Source organism: Clavibacter sp. VKM Ac-2872 (genome assembly GCF_015351105.1).
Classification (GTDB): Bacteria; Actinomycetota; Actinomycetes; order Actinomycetales; family Microbacteriaceae; genus Clavibacter.
Genome location: NZ_JADKRR010000001.1, coordinates 1,890,109 through 1,911,054, shown reverse-complemented (window position 1 = coordinate 1,911,054; position 20,946 = coordinate 1,890,109). Strand labels below are relative to the sequence as shown.

Annotated in this window: 15 protein-coding genes and 1 tRNA gene; 14 read left to right on the top strand and 2 right to left on the bottom strand. The window is 70.3% G+C overall.

Annotated features, from left to right (window positions below; genetic code table 11):
- The first annotated feature begins 8 nt into the window (after positions 1-8).
- The gene (gene pyk, locus ITJ40_RS09000; RefSeq protein WP_194632853.1) at positions 9-1,454 is read left to right on the top strand and encodes a pyruvate kinase; all 1,446 of its coding nucleotides are present in this window, start codon (positions 9-11) and stop codon (positions 1,452-1,454) included.
- A gap of 93 nt (positions 1,455-1,547) precedes the next feature.
- Here the strand turns inward: pyk and ITJ40_RS08995 are convergent.
- Positions 1,548-1,630: transfer RNA gene (locus ITJ40_RS08995), tRNA-Leu, on the bottom strand.
- 84 nt (positions 1,631-1,714) lie between these two features.
- On the opposite strand from ITJ40_RS08995, the gene ITJ40_RS08990 reads away from it, so the two are divergent.
- Positions 1,715-2,323, top strand: a complete 609-nt coding sequence (locus ITJ40_RS08990; protein ID WP_015490426.1) for an ANTAR domain-containing response regulator — start codon at positions 1,715-1,717, stop codon at positions 2,321-2,323.
- A 23-nt stretch (positions 2,324-2,346) separates the two neighbouring features.
- Here the strand turns inward: ITJ40_RS08990 and ITJ40_RS08985 are convergent, their stop codons facing one another.
- Positions 2,347-2,793, bottom strand: a complete 447-nt coding sequence (locus ITJ40_RS08985) for a PaaI family thioesterase (RefSeq protein WP_194666689.1) — start codon at positions 2,791-2,793, stop codon at positions 2,347-2,349.
- Between the two features lie 53 nt (positions 2,794-2,846).
- Here ITJ40_RS08985 and polA point away from each other — a divergent pair, with 53 nt between their 5' ends.
- The 12 genes from polA to gap all read left to right on the top strand — a co-directional run bounded on the left by polA (position 2,847) and on the right by gap (position 20,943).
- Entirely contained in the window at positions 2,847-5,531 is a 2,685-nt protein-coding gene (gene polA / locus ITJ40_RS08980) for a DNA polymerase I (protein ID WP_194666688.1), read from the top strand.
- Positions 5,532-5,578: 47 nt separating this feature from the next.
- A complete protein-coding gene (locus ITJ40_RS08975; RefSeq protein ID WP_194666687.1) occupies positions 5,579-6,037 on the top strand; it encodes a PTS sugar transporter subunit IIA in 459 nt (152 codons plus the stop codon).
- The gene (locus ITJ40_RS08970) at positions 6,034-7,713 is read left to right on the top strand and encodes a DUF885 domain-containing protein (protein WP_194666686.1); all 1,680 of its coding nucleotides are present in this window, start codon (positions 6,034-6,036) and stop codon (positions 7,711-7,713) included. The genes ITJ40_RS08975 and ITJ40_RS08970 overlap by 4 nt, the downstream gene beginning before the upstream one ends.
- Positions 7,714-7,893: 180 nt before the next feature.
- Positions 7,894-9,348, top strand: a complete 1,455-nt coding sequence (rpsA, locus tag ITJ40_RS08965; protein ID WP_045528136.1) for a 30S ribosomal protein S1 — start codon at positions 7,894-7,896, stop codon at positions 9,346-9,348.
- A gap of 87 nt (positions 9,349-9,435) precedes the next feature.
- Positions 9,436-10,050, top strand: coding sequence for a dephospho-CoA kinase (coaE, locus tag ITJ40_RS08960; protein WP_194666685.1), 615 nt, complete (start codon positions 9,436-9,438; stop codon positions 10,048-10,050).
- A gap of 9 nt (positions 10,051-10,059) precedes the next feature.
- Complete coding sequence (gene uvrB, locus ITJ40_RS08955; RefSeq protein WP_045528132.1) at positions 10,060-12,126, top strand: excinuclease ABC subunit UvrB; 2,067 nt, start codon at positions 10,060-10,062, stop codon at positions 12,124-12,126.
- A gap of 77 nt (positions 12,127-12,203) precedes the next feature.
- Entirely contained in the window at positions 12,204-15,125 is a 2,922-nt protein-coding gene (gene uvrA / locus ITJ40_RS08950; protein ID WP_194666684.1) for an excinuclease ABC subunit UvrA, read from the top strand.
- Positions 15,125-17,053, top strand: coding sequence for an excinuclease ABC subunit UvrC (gene uvrC / locus ITJ40_RS08945; RefSeq protein WP_194666683.1), 1,929 nt, complete (start codon positions 15,125-15,127; stop codon positions 17,051-17,053). Before uvrA ends, uvrC begins: the two co-directional genes overlap by 1 nt.
- Before the next feature lie 76 nt (positions 17,054-17,129).
- Positions 17,130-18,005 (top strand): RNase adapter RapZ, encoded by an 876-nt coding sequence (rapZ, locus tag ITJ40_RS08940; RefSeq protein ID WP_012038435.1) that lies wholly within the window; start codon positions 17,130-17,132, stop codon positions 18,003-18,005.
- Positions 18,006-18,034: 29 nt separating this feature from the next.
- The gene (whiA, locus tag ITJ40_RS08935) at positions 18,035-19,015 is read left to right on the top strand and encodes a DNA-binding protein WhiA (protein WP_012038434.1); all 981 of its coding nucleotides are present in this window, start codon (positions 18,035-18,037) and stop codon (positions 19,013-19,015) included.
- A 167-nt stretch (positions 19,016-19,182) separates the two neighbouring features.
- Positions 19,183-19,809, top strand: a complete 627-nt coding sequence (locus ITJ40_RS08930) for a superoxide dismutase (RefSeq protein ID WP_012038433.1) — start codon at positions 19,183-19,185, stop codon at positions 19,807-19,809.
- A gap of 126 nt (positions 19,810-19,935) precedes the next feature.
- A complete protein-coding gene (gene gap / locus ITJ40_RS08925; protein ID WP_012038432.1) occupies positions 19,936-20,943 on the top strand; it encodes a type I glyceraldehyde-3-phosphate dehydrogenase in 1,008 nt (335 codons plus the stop codon).
- Positions 20,944-20,946: the final 3 nt, after the last annotated feature.

The following is a 20,946-nucleotide window of genomic DNA, read 5'->3' as shown; positions in this document are numbered from 1 at the left end:
GACAGAGCATGACCAGACGAGCGAAGATCGTCGCGACCCTCGGGCCCGCGACCAGCTCCTACGAGAGCATCCGCGCCATCATCGACGCCGGCGTGGACGTGGCCCGGATGAACCTGAGCCACGGCACCTACGACGTCCACGAGGGCATCTACTCCACCATCCGGAAGGCCGCCGACGACGCGGGCCGCGCGGTCGCGGTCCTCGTCGACCTGCAGGGCCCGAAGATCCGCCTGGGCAAGTTCTCCGACGGCCCGCACGACCTGGCGTTCGGCGACACCTTCGTCATCACCGTCGAGGACATCCTCGGCACCAAGGACATCTGCTCCACCACCTACAAGGGCCTCCCGGGCGATGTGAAGCCGGGCGACCCGCTGCTCATCGACGACGGCAAGGTCACGCTCCGCGTGGTCTCCACCGACGGCACGCGCGTCACGACCACGGTCGAGGTGGGCGGCGCCGTCAGCAACAACAAGGGCATCAACCTCCCGGGCGTCGCGGTCAACGTGCCGGCGCTCTCCGGCAAGGACGAGGCCGACCTCCGCTGGGGCCTCCGCCTCGGCGCCGACCTCATCGCGCTGAGCTTCGTGCGCGACGCGTCCGACATCATCCGCGTGCACGAGATCATGGACGAGGAGGGCCGTCGCGTCCCCGTCGTCGCCAAGGTCGAGAAGCCGCAGGCCGTCGACGCGCTCGAGGAGATCGTCGACGCCTTCGACGCCATCATGGTCGCCCGCGGCGACCTGGGCGTCGAGCTGCCGCTGGAGGCCGTGCCGATCGTGCAGAAGCGCGCGGTCGAGCTGGCCCGCCGCAAGGCGAAGCCCGTCATCGTCGCCACGCAGATGCTCGAGTCCATGATCACGAGCCCGCGGCCCACGCGCGCGGAGGCCTCCGACTGCGCCAACGCCGTGCTCGACGGCGCCGACGCGCTCATGCTGAGCGGCGAGACGAGCGTGGGCGAGTTCCCCGTCGTCACCGTCAAGACCATGGCCCGCATCATCGAGTCGACCGAGGAGCACGGGCTGGAGCGCATCCCCAAGCTCGGCACGCGTCCCTTCACGCAGGGCGGCGCGATCACCCTCGCGGCCGCCGAGGTCGCCGAGTTCGTCGAGGCGAAGGCCCTGTGCGTGTTCACCGAGTCGGGCGACTCCGTCCGCCGCATGACCCGGCTCCGCAACGGCATCCCCATCCTCGCGTTCACGCCGAACGAGGGCATCCGTCGTCGCCTCGCGCTGTCGTGGGGCGTGCAGACCTACCTCGTGGAGCCGGTCACGCACACCGACCAGATGTTCCACCAGGTCGACGACGTGCTCCTCGCGGAGGGCCTCGCGGAGGTCGGCCAGAAGGTCGTCGTCATCGCCGGGTCCCCTCCCGGGATCGCGGGCTCGACGAACGAGCTGCGCGTGCACGTCGTCGGCGACGCCGTGAACGAGGCGGCTCCCGCGTACGAGAAGTAGCGCGATCGGGCGGGGTCCTGCCCCCGCCCCGACGCCAGGAGGGCGGGCGACCACGTGGTCGCCCGCCCTCTCCGCGTCTCTCGCGTGATGCGGTGCCGGATGTGGGACTCGAACCCACACGCCCTCACGGACAGAGCATTTTGAGTGCTCCGCGTCTGCCATTCCGCCAATCCGGCGCACCCCGGTCGACGCGGGGACGGGCGGTGATCCGCCGTCCCGGCGCGCACCGGCCCGCCCGACGATACCGTAGGCTCCTATCCGTGAGTGACCAGGAAACAGCCCCCGCAGCCCCCCGCCGTGTCGTCGTCGCCGAGGACGAGTCGCTCATCCGCCTCGACATCGTGGAGACCCTCCGCGACAACGGCTTCGAGGTCGTGGGCGAGGCGGGAGACGGCGAGACCGCCGTCGCGCTCGCCACCGAGCTGCGTCCCGACCTCGTCATCATGGACGTCAAGATGCCCCAGCTCGACGGCATCTCCGCGGCCGAGCGGCTGAACCGCAACCACATCGCGCCCGTCGTCCTCCTCACCGCCTTCAGCCAGAAGGAGCTCGTGGAGCGCGCGGGCGAGGCCGGCGCGCTGGCCTACGTCGTCAAGCCGTTCACGCCGAACGACCTGCTTCCCGCGATCGAGATCGCGCTGGCCCGCTACGCCCAGATCATCACGCTCGAGGCTGAGGTGTCCGACCTCGTCGAGCGCTTCGAGACCCGCAAGCTCGTCGACCGGGCCAAGGGCCTGCTCAACGAGAAGATGGGGCTCACCGAGCCCGAGGCGTTCCGCTGGATCCAGAAGGCGTCCATGGACCGCCGCCTCACCATGCACGACGTGGCCCAGGCCATCATCGAGCAGCTGAGCGCCAAGAAGGCCTAGCCGCCGCGCCCGCCGCGCCCGGGTCAGCGCCCGGAGCGCTCGCGGATGATGTTCGTGATGCGCACGGTCGACAGGCGTCGACCGTCGTCGTCGGTCATGACGATCTCGTGCGTCGTGAGCGTGCCGCCGAGGTGGATCGCCGTGCACGTGCCGGTGATGGTGCCGGACGACGCCGAGCGCGTGTGGCTCGCGTTGAGCTCGATCCCGAACGCGACCCGGTCGGCGCCGGCGTGGACGTTCGCCGACATGGATCCGAGCGACTCCGCGAGCACGACGTACGCGCCGCCGTGCACCACGCCGTAGGGCTGCGTGTTCCCCTCAGCGGGCATCGTCGCGACGGATCTCTCGGGGCTCAGCTCCTGGAAGACGATGCCCATCTTCTGGGCGAGCGCCCCCACGTCCTGGGGCTGGCGGAGGAGCCGCTCGGTGGCGGACGGCTCGCGTGACGACTCGGGTGCGGGCGGGGTCATGGGGGATCCTCCAGGGCCGGTCGGACGTCGGGAGCCCTCTATAGGCTGGACCCGTGCCGAACTCGGAAAAGCCTACCCTCCTCGTCATCGACGGCCATTCCCTGGCGTTCCGGGCCTTCTACGCCCTGCCGGCGGAGAGCTTCCAGAACCGCGAGGGGCAGCACACGAACGCCGTGCACGGCTTCATCGCCATGCTCATCAACCTCCTGCAGAAGGAGAAGCCCACGCACGTGGGCGTCGCGTTCGACATCTCGCGCTTCTCGTTCCGCACACGGGAGTACCCCGAGTACAAGGGCACGCGCGGCGAGACGCCCGTGGAGTTCACCGGGCAGGTGCCGCTGCTCGAGCGGGCGCTGAAGACCATGAACATCCCCACCCTCACCAAGGAGGATCACGAGGCGGACGACATCCTCGCGACCCTCGCCACGCAGGGCCGCGAACAGGGCTTCCGGGTGCTCGTCGTCTCGGGCGACCGCGACGCGATCCAGCTGGTCAACGACGACGTCACGCTGCTCTACCCGTCCACCCAGGGCGTCTCGCAGCTCACGCGCTACGACGCCGAGAAGGTGTTCGAGAAGTACGGCGTGCAGCCGGAGATGTACCCGGACATCGCGGCGCTCGTGGGGGAGACGAGCGACAACCTCATCGGCGTCGACAAGGTCGGCCCGAAGACCGCGGTCAAGTGGCTGAACCAGTACGGATCCCTCGACCAGGTCCTCGAGCACCGCCACGAGATCTCGGGGAAGGTCGGGGACAACCTCCGCGCCCAGTACGAGAACGTCATCCGCAACCGCCGCCTCAACCGGCTGCTCACCGACGTGGAGCTGCCGCTCGGCCCGGCCGACCTCGAGCGGAAGCCCATCGACGAACCGGCGCTCCGCGAGGTCTTCGCGGTGCTGGAGTTCAAGCAGCTGCTGGACCGCGTGCTGAAGCTCGAGGGATCCGGCGCCTCCGCGTCGAGCGAGGGCACGCCCGTGGGCGCGGTCGAGCAGGAGCCGTCGACGGCGCCTGCCGCCCCGCAGCCGCAGCAGCTGCTGGACGAGGAGCTGGAGAAGTGGATCCGCACCCAGAGCGCGGCATCGCCGCACGGCCTCGGCCTCACGGTGGAGACGCAGGACGGGAAGCCCGTCGGGTTCGGCATCGCGAGCGCCACCGAGGCGGTGGCCCTGCCGTGGCAGGAGGGCCGTGCCGACTACGCGCCGTTCGAGCGCTGGCTCGCGAGCGACGCGCCGAAGATCATGGCGGACGCCAAGGTGCAGGTGAAGGCGATGCGGCGCGCGGGTCTCGCCGTCTCCGGTCTCGCCTTCGACGTGCTCGTGGCCGGATGGCTGCTGCGCCCCGGCTTCACCGACAAGACCCTCGCCGCGCTCGTCAGCAGGTACCTCCTGGAGGACCTGCCCGAGCCCGACGCGAACCAGCTCGTGCCCGAGACCGAGGCCCTCACGGCCCCGGTCGAGGCCTGGTACACGCTCCGCGTCGAGCACGCGCTGCGCGAGGTGCTCGACGAGCGCACGCTCGGGGTCATGGTCGACATCGAGATGCCGACGCTGCTCGTGCTCGTGGAGATGGAGCTGCGCGGCGTCGCGACCGACCGGGCGGGGCTCGCCGAGCTGTCGGCGCAGCTGCAGGAGCGCATCACCGACCTCGCCCAGCGCGCGTTCGCGGAGATCGGCACGGAGATCAACCTCGGGTCGCCCAAGCAGCTGCAGGAGGTCCTCTTCGATCAGCTCGGCATGCCGAAGACCCGGGCCAACAAGACCGGCTTCTCCACGGACGCGGGCGCGCTGGCCGACCTGCAGGCGTCGAACCCCCACCCGTTCCTCGACCTGCTCCTCGAGCACCGCGACGCGAGCAAGCTGCGGCAGATCATCCAGACCCTCGAGCGCGGGATCGGCGACGACGAGCGGATCCACACCACCTACGTGCAGACCGGCACCACCACCGGCCGCATCTCCTCGAACGACCCGAACCTCCAGAACATCCCCGTGCGCACCGAGGAGGGACGACGCATCCGCAGCGCCATCCGCGTGGGCGAGGGCTACGAGACGCTGCTCACCGCCGACTACTCGCAGATCGAGATGCGGATCATGGCGCACCTCTCGGGCGACGCGGGCCTCATCGAGGCCTTCGCGGCGGGGGAGGACCTCCACCGCTTCGTGGGATCCCGCATCTTCGGCGTGGAGCCGGCCGACGTCAGCCCCGAGATGCGCACCAAGGTCAAGGCCATGAGCTACGGGCTCGCCTACGGCCTCAGCGCGTTCGGTCTGTCGAAGCAGCTGCGCATCCCGTCGTCCGAGGCGAAGCAGCTCATGACCGACTACTTCGCCCGCTTCGGCGCCGTGCGCGACTACCTGCGCCAGGTGGTGGAGGAGGCACGCGCCGCCGGGTACACGGAGACCATCTTCGGCCGTCGCCGCCCGTTCCCCGACCTGAACAGCCCCAACCGCGTCCTGCGCGACAACGCGGAGCGGGCCGCGCTCAACGCGCCCATCCAGGGATCGGCGGCCGACATCATGAAGATCGCGATGATCCGCATCGAGGCCGACATGCGCGAGCGCGACATGGCGTCGCGCATGCTCCTCCAGGTGCACGACGAGCTCATCCTCGAGGTCGCCGTGGGGGAGTGGGACGCGCTCGAGGCCATCGTCACGGACCGCATGGCCCATGCCGCCGATCTCCGGGTGCCGCTCGAGGTGCAGGTGGGCCGCGGCGACTCGTGGGCCGCCGCCGCGCACTGACCGGCGGATCCGCCCTCCCCACCCACCCAGCACGAGGAGCACAGCGCATGACGACAGCACGACTCTCCGACCTCCTCGCCGACGGCTCCATCCGGCTCGACGCGCGCGCCGACGACCGCGAGTCCGCCATCCGCCAGGCGGGCGAGGCGCTCGTCGCGGCCGGCGCGGTCGATCCCGGCTACGTGGAGGCCATGGTCGAGCGCGAGCGCTCCGTGTCGACCTTCGTGGGCGAGGGCGTCGCCGTGCCGCACGGCACCCTCGCCGCCGGACGCGACCTCGTGCGCGCCGACGCCATCAGCGTGCTGCGCCTGCCCGACGGCGTCGACTGGGACGGCCACGACGTCCGCATCGTCATCGGCATCGCGGCCACCGGCGGCGGGCACATCGCGCTGCTGTCGCGCCTCGCCGAGATCCTGCTCGATCCCGAGCGCGCGGAGCAGCTGCGCGGCGCGACGGATCCCGCGACCGTCCGGTCCCTCCTGGGAGCCGGTACGGTCGAGGGATGACGACGACGCCGAAGGCCCCCCGACCGCAGACGGACATCGACCGGATCGCCGAGGGGTGGATCGACGTCTCGCTCGACCTGCACCCCGAGGAGCGCGTCTACCTCGGCCGCCCGGGTCGCGAGGGCGAGTACGGCGACACCTCGCCCGCGGGCCACGCGGCGCACGCCGAGGCCGCGCGCGCGGTCGTCCGGCAGCTCGCCGCCGCCACGCCCGTCGACGCGGTCGACGAGGTCACCCGCATGGACCTCACGCGCGAGCTGGAGCTGGACGTCGAGATGCACGACGCCGGCGTGCACCTCTCCGACCTCAACGTGATCGCGTCGCCCGCGCAGGGCATCCGCGAGGTCTTCGACATCTCGCCGACGGCCACCGTCGACGACTGGGAGCATGTCGCGACGCGCCTCGGCAACGTCGCCGGCGCGGTCGACGGCTACATCGAGACCCTGCGGGAGGGCGTCCGCCGCGGCCAGGTGCCGGCCAAGCGGCAGATCCGCGAGGTGCTCGGCCAGGTCGAGCGGCAGGCGGCGCCGGACGGATTCTTCCGCTCCTTCGCCGCCGACGCGCGCCCCGACGCCGGCGAGCTGCCCGCGTCGCTGCGCCAGGACCTCGGCGCCCGCGCCGAGGAGGCCCGCTCCGCCTACGAGCGGCTCGCCGCGTTCCTCGGCTCCGAGCTCGAGCCCGCGGGCCGCGACGCCGACGCAGTGGGCCGCGAGCAGTACGCCCTGCGGTCGCGCTCCTTCCTCGGCGCCGAGGTCGACCTCGACGAGACGTACGAGTGGGGCGTGGGCGAGCTCGCCCGCATGGTGGAGGAGCAGGAGGCCATCGCCCGCGAGATCCTCCCCGGTGCGAGCGTGCTCGAGGCCATCGCGCACCTCGACGGCGACGCCTCGCGCAAGCTCCACGGCACCGACGCCCTGAAGGCGTGGATGCAGGAGACCAGCGACCGCGCGGTGGAGGAGCTCGGGCGCACGCACTTCGACATCCCCGAGGAGATCCGGGCGCTCGAGTGCATGATCGCCCCCACCCAGGAGGGCGGCATCTACTACTCGGGCCCCGCGGACGACTTCAGCCGCCCCGGCCGCATGTGGTGGTCCGTGCCCGAGGGCGTCACGGAGTTCGACACCTGGCGCGAGCTGACCACCGTCTACCACGAGGGCGTCCCCGGCCACCACCTGCAGATCGCGCAGGCCACCTACAACAAGGCCGAGCTCAACACGTGGCGCCGCTTCGCCGGTACCTCGGGCCATGCCGAGGGCTGGGCCCTGTACGCCGAGCGCCTCATGCAGGAGCTCGGCTACCTCGACGACCCGGCCGACCGGCTCGGCATGCTCGACGGCCAGCGCATGCGCGCCGCCCGCGTGGTGCTCGACATCGGCGTGCACCTCGGCAAGACGCGCCCCGACGGCGAGGCCGCCTGGGACGCCGAGTACGCCTTCGACTTCATGGGCCGCAACGTCAACATGGATCCCTCGTTCGTGCGCTTCGAGGTCAACCGCTACCTCGGCTGGCCCGGCCAGGCCCCCTCCTACAAGGTGGGCCAGCGCATCTGGGAGGACCTCCGCGATGAGACCCGCCGCCGGGAGGGCGACGCGTTCGACATCCGCGCGTTCCACCGCCGCGCGCTCGATGTCGGCGGCGTGGGCCTCGACACGCTGCGGGCCGCGGTCCTCCGCTGAGCCCGGCCGCGCGGTCGCGCCGCGCCGACGTCCCGCGCGGCGCGGTTGTCGCACCTCCCGGGCCGGGTCTAAGATCGACTGTCGCACTTCTGCGACGACCCATCCGTCCGCCGCTCGACCGGTACCCGCGCGGGTCCGCGCCAGCGGCCTTATTCATGCCCATCCTGGAGCACTAACTACATGACAATCGCAACGACCGACAAGGCGCCCAAGCAGGTCGCGATCAACGACATCGGATCTGCAGAGGACTTCCTCGCCGCGGTCGAGAAGACACTGAAGTTCTTCAACGACGGAGACCTCATCGAGGGCACCGTCGTGAAGATCGATCGGGACGAGGTCCTGATCGACGTCGGCTACAAGACCGAGGGCGTCATCCCCTCGCGTGAGCTGTCCATCAAGCACGACGTCGACCCCACGGAGGTCGTCAAGGTCGGCGACACCGTCGAGGCCCTCGTCCTCCAGAAGGAGGACAAGGAAGGCCGTCTGATCCTGTCGAAGAAGCGCGCGCAGTACGAGCGCGCGTGGGGCGACGTGGAGAAGATCAAGGAGTCCGACGGCGTCGTCACCGGCACCGTCATCGAGGTCGTCAAGGGCGGCCTCATCGTGGACATCGGTCTCCGCGGCTTCCTCCCGGCCTCCCTCATCGAGCTGCGCCGCGTCCGCGACCTCACGCCGTACCTCGGCCAGGAGATCGAGGCCAAGATCCTCGAGCTCGACAAGAACCGCAACAACGTGGTCCTGTCGCGCCGTGCGCTCCTCGAGCAGACGCAGTCCGAGAGCCGCAGCACGTTCCTCAACAACCTCCAGAAGGGCCAGGTCCGCAAGGGCGTGGTCTCCTCGATCGTCAACTTCGGTGCGTTCGTGGACCTGGGCGGCGTCGACGGCCTCGTGCACGTCTCCGAGCTCAGCTGGAAGCACATCGAGCACGCCAGCGAGGTCGTCGAGGTGGGCCAGGAGGTGACCGTCGAGATCCTCGAGGTCGACCTGGACCGCGAGCGCGTCTCGCTGTCGCTCAAGGCGACGCAGGAGGACCCCTGGCAGGTCTTCGCCCGCACGCACGCCATCGGCCAGGTCGCGCCCGGCAAGGTCACCAAGCTGGTGCCGTTCGGTGCGTTCGTCCGCGTGGCCGAGGGCATCGAGGGCCTCGTGCACATCTCGGAGCTCTCCGGCAAGCACGTCGAGCTCGCCGAGCAGGTCGTGTCCGTGGGCGACGAGGTCTTCGTCAAGGTCATCGACATCGACCTCGAGCGTCGCCGCATCTCGCTGAGCCTCAAGCAGGCCAACGACGGCGTCGACCCGGAGGGCACCGAGTTCGACCCCGCCCTCTACGGCATGCTCACCGAGTACGACGACCAGGGGAACTACAAGTACCCCGAGGGCTTCGACCCGGAGACCAACGAGTGGAAGGACGGCTTCGAGTCGCAGCGCGAGACCTGGGAGCAGCAGTACGCCGCGGCCCAGGCCCGCTGGGAGGCCCACAAGAAGCAGGTCGCGGCGGCAGCCGAGGCCGAGGCGGCCGACACGGGCATCACGTCCGCCGGCCCCGGCTTCACGAGCGACTCGACGGGCGCCGGCACGCTGGCGGACGACGAGAGCCTCGCCGCCCTCCGCGAGAAGCTGTCCAGCTCCAAGTAGTCCCATCGCACCACGACGAGGCCGCTCTCCCTTCGGGAGGGCGGCCTCCGTCGTCCCCGGGGCGAGCCGCCCGCCTAGGCTGGATCCATGCAGGTGATCGGATTGACGGGCGGCATCGCCGCGGGCAAGACGGTGGTGGCCGACCGGCTGGCGGAGCTGGGGGCGGTGCGGATCGACGCCGACCGCCTGGCCCGCGAGGTCGTCGAGCCGGGCACCCCCGCGCTGACGGAGATCGCCCGCCGATTCGGCGCGGGCGTCATCGCCGCGGACGGCACGCTCGACCGGCCGGCCCTCGGGGCGATCGTCTTCCGGGATCCCGAGGCCCGCCGTGACCTCGAGGCCATCACCCACCCCGCCGTGCGGGCGCTGTCCGCCGCGCGCATCCAGGCGGCGGGGGAGGCGGACGCCGACGCTGTCGTCGTCTACGACATCCCGCTCCTCGTGGAGTCCGGCCGCGTCGACGAGTTCGACCGGATCGTCGTGGTCCACGCGCCGCGCGAGGAGCGGATCCGCCGCCTCGTCGAGCTGCGCGGCATGCCCGTCGAGGAGGCCGAGCGCCGCATCGCCCTGCAGGCGTCCGACGAGGAGCGTCTCCGTGTCGCCGACGACGTCGTCGACTCCGGCGTCTCGCTCGCGTCGACGCTGGCCCAGACGGATCGGCTCTGGGCGAACCTGGCCGGCGGTGTCGGAGGCCGCTCGTAGGCTGGTCCCATGCAGCCCACCCGTTCCGTGCGCCCGTTCAAGGTCGTCAGCGACTACTCCCCCAGCGGCGACCAGCCCACCGCGATCGCCGAGCTGGCGGGCCGTGTCAACGCCGGCGAGCCGGATGTCGTGCTCCTGGGAGCCACCGGAACCGGCAAGTCGGCCACGGCCGCCTGGCTCATCGAGCAGGTGCAGCGGCCCACGCTGATCCTCGCGCACAACAAGACGCTCGCCGCCCAGCTCGCCACCGAGTTCCGCGAGCTCATGCCGGACAACGCGGTCGAGTACTTCGTCTCGTACTACGACTACTACCAGCCCGAGGCGTACGTCCCGCAGACGGACACGTTCATCGAGAAGGACTCGTCGGTCAACGCCGAGGTCGAGCGCCTGCGCCACTCCACGACGAACTCGCTGCTCAGCCGCCGCGATGTCGTGGTGGTGAGCACCGTGTCGTGCATCTACGGCCTCGGGCAGCCCGAGCAGTACATGAACGCCATGGTGGCGCTGCAGGTCGGGATGCAGATCAACCGCGACACCCTCATCCGCAAGTTCGTCTCCATGCAGTACCAGCGCAACGACGTCGACTTCTCGCGCGGCAACTTCCGCGTCCGGGGCGACACCATCGAGATCATCCCGATGTACGAGGAGCTGGCCATCCGCATCGAGATGTTCGGCGACGAGATCGAGGCGCTCTACCAGCTGCACCCGCTCACGGGCGACGTGGTCCGCAAGATGGACTCCGTGTCCGTGTTCCCCGGCTCGCACTACGTGGCGGAGACCGAGGTCATGCGGCGGGCCATCGGCACCATCCAGCAGGAGCTCGAGGAGCGCCTCGCGGTGCTCGAGCGCGAGGGCAAGCTCCTCGAGGCCCAGCGGCTGCGCATGCGCACCAACTTCGACATCGAGATGATGCAGCAGATCGGCTTCTGCTCCGGCATCGAGAACTACTCCCGCCACATCGACGGGCGCGACGCGGGGGAGGCCCCGCACTGCCTGCTCGACTACTTCCCGGACGACTTCCTCGTCGTCATCGACGAGTCGCACGTCACGGTGCCGCAGATCGGCGCCATGTTCGAGGGCGACTCATCGCGCAAGCGCACGCTCGTGGAGCACGGCTTCCGCCTCCCGAGCGCGCTCGACAACCGGCCGCTCAAGTGGAACGAGTTCACCGAGCGCGTTCCGCAGACCGTGTACATGTCGGCGACGCCCGGCAAGTACGAGCTCGGCATGGGCGACGGCGTGGTCGAGCAGATCATCCGCCCCACCGGCCTCATCGACCCGGCCATCGTGGTCAAGCCCACCAAGGGCCAGATCGACGACCTGCTCGAGCAGATCCGCATCCGTGTGGAGAAGGACGAGCGCATCCTCGTCACGACGCTCACGAAGAAGATGGCCGAGGAGCTCACCGACTACTTCGCGGAGGCGGGCGTGCGTGTCCGCTACCTGCACTCGGACGTCGACACGCTGCGCCGCGTCGAGCTGCTGAGCGAGCTGCGGGCCGGCGTGTACGACGTGCTCGTGGGCATCAACCTGCTGCGCGAGGGCCTCGACCTGCCGGAGGTGTCGCTCGTCGCGATCCTCGACGCCGACAAGGAGGGCTTCCTCCGGTCGTCCACGTCGCTCATCCAGACCATCGGCCGCGCGGCGCGCAACGTGTCCGGCGAGGTGCACATGTACGCCGACGTGCTCACGGACAGCATGAAACGCGCCATCGAGGAGACCGACCGCCGGCGCGAGAAGCAGGTGGCGTACAACACCGAGCACGGGATCGACCCGACGCCGCTGCGCAAGCGCATCGCCGACATCACCGAGATCCTGGCGCGCGAGGGCGAGGACACGAAGAAGATGCTCGAGGGGCGCGGCGGCGGCAAGCGGTCGCCCACGCCCAACCTCCGGCGCGAGGGCAAGGCGGCGGCCGGGGCGAACGAGCTGGAGACGATCATCTCCGACCTCAACGACCAGATGCTCCAGGCCGCGGGCGAGCTGAAGTTCGAGCTCGCCGCGCGGCTCCGCGACGAGCTGGGAGACCTGAAGCGCGAGCTGCGGCAGATGGAGAAGGCCGGCCACCTGTCCTGACGCCAGCGCGGGGGAGCGGCGGTGGCCGGCGCCCCCGCCCCGCGCTCGCTGTCGGTGGCGACGCATACGATGGACAGGTGTCAATCTCCCCCGTCGAGTCCTCCTCCCTCCTCAGCGTGCGCGGCGCTCGCGTCCACAACCTCCGCGACGTCGACCTCGACATCCCGCGCGACTCGCTCGTCGTCTTCACGGGCCTGTCGGGGTCGGGCAAGTCGTCCCTCGCGTTCGACACGATCTTCGCGGAGGGCCAGCGCCGCTACGTCGAGTCGCTCTCGGCGTACGCGCGCCAGTTCCTCGGACAGGTGGACCGGCCTGACGTCGACTTCATCGAGGGCCTGAGCCCCGCGGTCTCCATCGACCAGAAGTCGACGAACCGCAACCCGCGCTCGACGGTGGGCACCATCACCGAGATCTTCGACTACATGCGCCTGCTGTGGGCGCGCATCGGCATCGCGCACTGCCCCGTGTGCGGCGAGCGCATCTCCCGCCAGACCGTGCAGCAGATCGCCGACCAGCTCATGGAGCTGGAGACCGGCACCCGGTACCAGGTCGTCAGCCCGATCGTGTCGCAGAAGAAGGGCGAGTTCGTCGACCTGTTCGCCGAGCTCGCCTCCGGCGGCTACTCGCGGGCCATCGTCGACGGGGAGCTCATCCAGCTCAGCTCGCCGCCCAAGCTCAAGAAGCAGTACAAGCACGACATCTCCGTCGTGGTGGACCGCCTGGTCGCGAGCGACGACATCCTCGGCCGCCTGACGGACTCGCTCGAGACGGCGCTCCGGCTCACCGACGGCATCGTCATGATCGACTTCGTCGACGTCGAGGGCCCCGGCGGCCTCCGCACGTACTCGGAAAAGCTGTCGTGCCCGAACAACCACCCCATCCAGCTCACCGAGATCGAGCCGCGCACCTTCTCGTTCAACGCGCCCTTCGGCGCGTGCCCCGAGTGCTCGGGCCTCGGCACGCGCATGTCCGTGGACCAGGAGCTCCTCATCGGCGACGAGTCGCTGAGCATCGCCGACGGCGTCATCCTCCCGTGGACCACGCAGGGCAAGGGCCTGTTCCAGTACTACGAGAAGCTGCTGGCGGGCCTCGCGCGCGACCTCAAGTTCTCCCTCACGACACCGTGGCGGAAGCTGTCCGAGGAGGTCCGCGAGGCCGTCCTGCGGGGCAACGACTTCGAGGTCCAGGTCAAGTGGAAGAACCGCTACGGCCGCGAGATGACGTACTCCTCGGGCTTCGAGGGCGTCATGCCCTACATCGAGCGCCAGTTCGCCCAGGCCGAGACCGACAACCAGCGCGCGCGCTGGGGGGAGTACCTGCGCGAGATCCCGTGCCCGGTGTGCGACGGCAAGCGGCTGAAGCCCGAGGTGCTCGCCGTCCTCGTGCACGGCGCGAACATCGCGGATGTCGCCGAGATGAGCCTCTCGGACGCGCAGGAGTTCATGGCCCAGCTCGAGCTCACCGACCGCGAGGCGCACATCGCCGCGCAGGTGCTGCGGGAGATCCGCGTGCGGCTCGAGTTCCTCATCGAGGTGGGCCTCAACTACCTCAATCTCGCCCGCGCGGCGGCCTCGCTCTCCGGTGGCGAGGCGCAGCGCATCCGCCTGGCCACGCAGATCGGCTCGGGGCTCACGGGCGTGCTCTACGTGCTCGACGAGCCGTCCATCGGCCTCCACCAGCGCGACAACCGCCGCCTCATCGAGACGCTCGTGAAGCTGCGCGACCTCGGCAACACGCTCATCGTCGTGGAGCACGACGAGGACACCATCCGCACGGCCGACTGGATCGTGGACATCGGCCCCGGCGCCGGTGTCAACGGCGGCCGGGTCGTGCACTCCGGTTCGTACGAGGGCCTCATCGAGAACCGCGAGTCCCTCACGGGCGACTACCTCGCGGGTCGTCGTGCCATCGCCACGCCGGCGAAGCGACGCAAGATCGACAAGAAGCGCCAGATCCAGGTGGTGGGGGCGCGCGCCAACAACCTGCAGAACGTCACGGCGACGTTCCCGCTCGGCACGCTCACGGCCGTCACGGGCGTCAGCGGATCCGGGAAGTCGTCGCTCGTGAACGACATCCTGTACCGCGTGCTCGCCAACGAGCTCAACGGCGCCCGCAAGGTGCCGGGCAAGCACTCCCGCGTCACCGGCCTCGAGAACCTCGACAAGGTCGTCCACGTCGACCAGAACCCCATCGGGCGCACCCCGCGCTCCAACCCCGCCACCTACACGGGCGTGTTCGACCGCATCCGCAACCTGTTCGCCGAGACCACGGAGGCCAAGGCGCGCGGGTACCTCCCCGGGCGGTTCAGCTTCAACGTCAAGGGCGGGCGTTGCGAGGCGTGCTCGGGCGACGGCACCATCAAGATCGAGATGAACTTCCTGCCCGACGTGTACGTGGCCTGCGAGGTCTGCGGGGGAGCGCGGTACAACCGCGACACCCTCAGCGTGCACTACAAGGGGAAGAGCATCGCCGAGGTGCTCGACATGTCCATCAGCGAGGCGGCGGAGTTCTTCGAGCCGATCCAGGCGATCCACCGCTTCATGAAGACGCTGGTGGACGTGGGCCTCGGCTACGTGCGGCTCGGCCAGAGCGCCACCACGCTCTCCGGCGGCGAGGCGCAGCGCGTGAAGCTGTCCACGGAGCTGCAGCGCCGGTCGAACGGCCGGAGCATCTACGTCCTCGACGAGCCGACCACGGGCCTCCACTTCGAGGACGTGCGGAAGCTCCTCCTCGTGCTGAACGGGCTCGTCGACAAGGGCAACACCGTCATCGTCATCGAGCACAACCTCGACGTCATCAAGTCCGCCGACTGGCTCATCGACATGGGTCCCGAGGGCGGTGCGGGCGGCGGCACGGTGCTCGCCACCGGCACGCCGGAGCACCTGGCCACCGTGCGGGAGAGCTACACGGGCGGCTTCCTCAAGGAGGTCCTCGACGCCGAGGCCGAGGCCTCCGCGGTCGCGTCCCCGCGCGCGCGCGCGGAGCGCGCGACCGTCTGATGGCCCGCACCGACACCGTCGGGTACCGACCCGCCGCGGGGGAGATCCCCACGGCGCCGGGCGTGTACCGCTTCCGCGACGCCGCGGACCGCGTGCTCTACGTGGGCAAGGCCAACAACCTCCGTGCCCGGCTGGCCAACTACTTCGCGCCGCTCGAGAGCCTGCACGAGCGCACCCGGCGCATGGTCACGTCCGCCGCCGGGGTCGAGTGGACCGTCGTCGGCAGCGAGTTCGAGGCGCTCCAGCTCGAGTTCACGTGGATCAAGGAGTTCGACCCGCCGTTCAACGTCAAGTTCCGCGACGACAAGTCGTACCCGTACCTGGCGGTCACGCTGGGCGAGGAGTACCCGCGGGTCATGGTCACCCGCAACCGGAAGATCCGCGGCGCCAAGTACTTCGGGCCGTACACCAAGGTCTGGGCGATCCGCGAGACCGTCGACCACATGCTCAAGGTCTTCCCCGTGCGGTCCTGCTCGGAGAGCACCTTCAAGCGCGCCCGCCAGACGAACCGGCCCTGCCTGCTCGGCGACATCGGCCGGTGCGCCGCGCCGTGCGTCGGCCGCGTGTCGGAGGAGGAGCACCGCGAGATCGCGGACGACTTCGTGAGCTTCATGGCCGGCAACGACTCGACGTACGTGGGCCAGCTCACCCAGCGGATGAAGGACGCGGCCGCGGAGATGGACTACGAGGCCGCCGCCCGCCATCGCGACGACATCGGTGCGCTCGAGGCCGCCCTGTCCAAGACCGCGGTCGTGTTCGACGACCGGGTCGACGCCGACGTGTTCGGCATCGCCGCCGACGAGCTCGCCGCGGCCGTGCAGCAGTTCATGGTCCGCGGTGGCCGCATCCGGGGCACGCGCACCTGGGTGGTCGACAAGGAGCTCGACATCGGCATCGGGGAGCTCGTCGAGACGGTTCTGCACAACGCCTACGAGGACGAGGCGCACCCGCCGCGCGAGGTCCTCGTCCCCGAGCTGCCTGCGGACGCGGCCGAGCTCGAGCTGTGGCTCAGCCAGCGACGGGCCGCGGGGGAGGACGACGGCACCGTCCGCCGGGGACGTCCGAGCTCGTGGCAGGTCGACCTCCGGGTCGCCCAGCGCGGCGACAAGGCGGCGCTCGCGCACACGGCCGCCACGAACGCGCAGAACGCGCTCATGCTCTACAAGACGCGCCGCAGCTCCGACTTCACCACGCGGTCGAAGGCCCTCGCCGACATCCAGGAGGCGCTCGGCATGCCCGACGCGCCGCTGCGGATGGAGTGCTACGACGTCTCGCACCTGAGCGGCACCAACATCGTCGCGTCCATGGTCGTCTTCGAGGACGGCCTCCCGCGCAAGGACCAGTACCGCCGGTTCAACATCGCCGACTCCACGGACGACACCGAGTCGATCCACCAGGTCATCACGCGCCGTCTCGCCTACCTCGGCAAGGAGGCGGAGGTCCCGGCCGACGCCGCGCCGCCCGAGCTGGGGGAGGCGCCCGCGGTGAACAAGTTCTCGTACAGCCCCAACCTGCTCATCGTCGACGGCGGCCAGCCGCAGGTCGCCGCGGCGCGGCGGGCGCTCGAGGAGTCCGGCGTGACGGGGATCCAGCTGGTCGGCATCGCGAAGCGCCTCGAGGAGATCTGGCTGCCGGACTCCGACTACCCCGTCATCCTGCCGCGCAACAGCGACGCGCTCTTCCTCATCCAGCGCATCCGCGACGAGGCCCACCGGTTCGCCATCACGCACCAGCGGGCCCGCCGGAAGCGCGACATCACGTCGGTGCTCAACGAGATCCCGGGGCTCGGGCCGTCGCGCGTGCAGCGGCTGCTGCAGCAGTTCGGATCCGTCGCGAAGCTGAAGCAGGCCGAGGTCGAGGAGATCGCGGCGGTCCGCACCATCGGGCCGACGCTCGCCCAGGCCGTCTACGAGCGGCTCCGTTCGTGATCCGCGCCCGGTCGGGTGTCGCGGGTCCCGCCTAGACTGGACCCATCGACCGGCGCGACGAGAGGTGCATGCCCGCATGAGCGTGGAGATCCCCCAACAGGACGTCATGATCGTGACGGGGATGTCCGGCGCGGGCCGCTCCACCGTCGGCAACGCGCTGGAGGACCTCGGCTGGTACGTGGTCGACAACCTCCCGCCGCAGATGCTCAAGCCGCTCGTCGAGCTGGCCGGCCGCGCGGGCACGTCGCTGCCGAAGATCGCGGCGGTGGTCGACGTCCGCGGCGGCGACTTCTTCTCCGAGCTGCGCGACATCCTGCAGACCTTCGGCACCGGGCCGCGCCTGCGCGTCCTCTTCCTCGAGGCCACCGACGCGGCGCTCGTGCGACGTTTCGAGCAGGTCCGCCGCCCGCACCCGCTCCAGGGCAACGGCACGCTGCTCGACGGCATCGCCGCGGAGCGGGCGCGCATGATCGAGATCCGCGAGGCCAGCGACCTCGTCATCGACACGTCCGAGCTCAACATCCACCAGCTCGCCACCACCATCACCGAGCAGTTCAGCGGCGCGGACGACGCGGGCGTGCGGGTCACCGTCATGAGCTTCGGCTTCAAGTACGGCACCCCCGCGGACGCCGACATGGTGGCCGACATGCGCTTCCTCCCGAACCCGTTCTGGACCCCGGAGCTCCGCCCGCTCACGGGTCGCGACAAGGCCGTCAGCGACTACGTGCTCGGTCAGGAGGGCGCCGAGGAGTTCGTCCACGCGTACGCCCGCGCGCTCGCCCCGGTGCTGGCCGGGTATCAGCGGGAGAACAAGAGACACGCTACGATCGCTATCGGCTGTACCGGCGGCAAGCACCGCTCGGTCGCCGTCTCCGAGGAGCTCTCCAGCCTCCTCCGCGCCCTTCCCGGCGTCGCTGTCAGCACCAAGCACCGCGACCTCGGCCGGGAGTAGGGCACCCATCTCATCAAGGGAGTAAGCATTTGCCTCTGACCTCGGACGTCAAGGAAGAACTGTCACGCGTCGAGGTCAGCAAGACCACGGTGAGGGCCGCCGAGCTGGCAACCATCCTGCGCTTCTCCGGCGGGCTGCACCTCATCTCGAACCGCATCGCGGTCGAGTCCGAGCTGGACACCCCTCTCCTCGCCCGCCGCGTCCGCAAGGACCTCGCGGAGCTCTACGGCGTCCGCAGCGACATCTCCGTCATCCCCGCCTCCGGCATGCGCCGGGCCACGCACTACCTGGTGCGCGTGATGGAGGGCGGGGAGACGCTCGCCCGCCAGACCGGCCTGCTCGACGCGCGCCGTCGGCCCATCCGCGGCCTGCCCAACCGCCTCACCACGGGATCCCGCGAGGAGATCGCGGCCGTCTGGCGGGGCGCGTTCCTGGCTGCCGGCACGCTCACGGATCCCGGCCGCTCGGCCGCGCTGGAGGTCACCTGCCCCGGCAACGAGGCCGCCATGGCGCTCGTCGGCGCCGCCGGCCGCCTCGACGTGAGCGCCAAGGCGCGCGAGGTCCGCGGCGTGCACCGCGTGGTCATCCGCGATGGCGACGCCATCGGGCAGATGCTGCGTGTCATGGGCGCGCAGGGCACGGTCGTCAACTGGGAGGAGATGCGCCAGCGCCGCGAGGTGCGGGCGACCGCCAACCGCCTCGTCAACTTCGACGACGCCAACCTCCGCCGCTCCGCCCAGGCCGCCGTCGCCGCGTGCGCGCGCGTCGAGCGGGCCATGGAGATCCTCGGCCCGGACATCCCCGAGCACCTCAAGTACGCGGGCGACCTGCGCCTGCGCTTCCGCGACTCCAGCCTCGACGAGCTGGGCCACCACGCGGACCCGCCCATGACGAAGGACGCCGTCGCCGGCCGCATCCGCCGCCTGCTCGCGATGGCCGACAAGAAGGCCGTCGACGAGGGCCTGCCCGGCACCGACGCCAACCTCCCCGCCGACCTCGACGACGTCTGAGTCGCCTCGCGTCCGTCGGCATCGCCCGCGCGGCGGCGACGGGGATCCGCGGGACGTCGCGCGTCATCCGGCCAGGTGGCGCGGAGGGCCGCCGGACTAGACTCGATCCGTCACCCACCCCCGGCCTCTGGCCGGGAGCCCCCGGGCAATGAAGAGGAGATACACCTATGGCTGACTACACTCTCGTCGACCTCCCGTACGACTACTCGGCCCTCGAGCCGAGCATCAGCGGCCGCATCATGGAGCTGCACCACGACAAGCACCACAAGACCTACGTCGACGGCGCGAACACCGCCCTCGTCAAGCTGCAGGAGGCGCGTGACGCCGGCGACCTGACCTTCGTCAACAAGCTGCAGAAGGACCTCGCGTTCAACCTCGCGGGCCACGTCAACCACACGGTCTTCTGGAACAACCTCAGCCCCGACGGCGGGGACAAGCCCACCGGCGAGCTCGCCGCGGCCATCGACGAGTTCTTCGGCTCGTACGACAAGTTCCAGGCGCACTTCACCGCCTCCGCCCTCGGCATCCAGGGCTCCGGCTGGAGCATCCTCGCGTGGGACTCGCTCGGTCAGAAGCTCATCATCGAGCAGCTGTACGACCACCAGGGCAACCTCGCCGCGGCGACCGTCCCGATCCTGCTGCTCGACATGTGGGAGCACGCCTTCTACCTCGACTACGTCAACGTCAAGGCCGACTACGTGAAGGCGTTCTGGAACATCGTCAACTGGGCGGACGTGCAGGCGCGCTTCGACGCCGCGCGCACGAAGACGCAGGGCCTCTTCCTCCTCTCCTAGCCGCATCCGCGGGCGGCCGGAGGGGAGACCCCGGCCGCCCGCGGATCCGCACGCCAGGACTCCCGCGCACCCCGAACCTCCCTCACCCACCGCCGCCCCCGAGCGCGCAGAACAACAGGAGAACACGTGACCGTCAAGATCGGCATCAACGGCTTCGGCCGCATCGGCCGCAACTACTTCCGCGCCGCGCTCGCCAAGGGCAGCGACATCGAGATCGTCGCGGTGAACGACCTCACCGACAACAAGGCGCTCGCGCACCTGCTCAAGTACGACTCCATCACGGGCCGCCTCGACGCGACTGTCGAGCTGGACGGCGACAACATCGTCGTCAACGGCAAGGCCATCCGCGTCCTCGAGGAGCGCGACCCCGCGAACCTCCCCTGGGGCGAGCTGGGCGTCGAGATCGTCATCGAGTCCACCGGCCGCTTCACGAAGGCGGAGGACGCGCGCAAGCACATCACCGCCGGCGCCAAGAAGGTCCTCGTCTCCGCACCCGCCACGGGCGACAACGTCGCGACCCTGGTCCTCGGCGTCAACGAGGGCACCTACGACCCCGCCACCCACGACGTCATCTCCAACGCGTCCTGCACCACGAACTGCCTCGCGCCCCTCGCCAAGGTCTTCCTCGACGAGTTCGGCATCGAGCGCGGCCTCATGACGACGGTGCACGCGTACACGGCCGACCAGAACCTGCAGGACGGCCCGCACAGCGACCTGCGTCGCGCCCGCGCCGCCGCGGTCAACATCATCCCCACGTCGACGGGTGCCGCGAAGGCGCTCGGCCTCGTGATCCCCGAGCTCGTCGGCAAGCTCGACGGCTACGCGCTCCGCGTGCCCGTGCCCACCGGCTCGATCACCGACCTCACCATCGAGACCTCGGCCAACGTCACCGTCGAGCAGGTCAACGCGGCCTACAAGGCCGCGGCCGACGGCCCGCTCAAGGGCATCCTCAAGTACACCGAGGACCCCATCGTCTCGAGCGACATCGTCAACGACCCGCACTCCTCGATCTTCGACGCGGGCCTCACCAAGGTCATCGGCAACCAGGTCAAGGTCGCGTCGTGGTACGACAACGAGTGGGGCTACTCGAACCGCCTCGTCGACCTCACCGAGTACGTCGCCGACCGCCTGTAACCG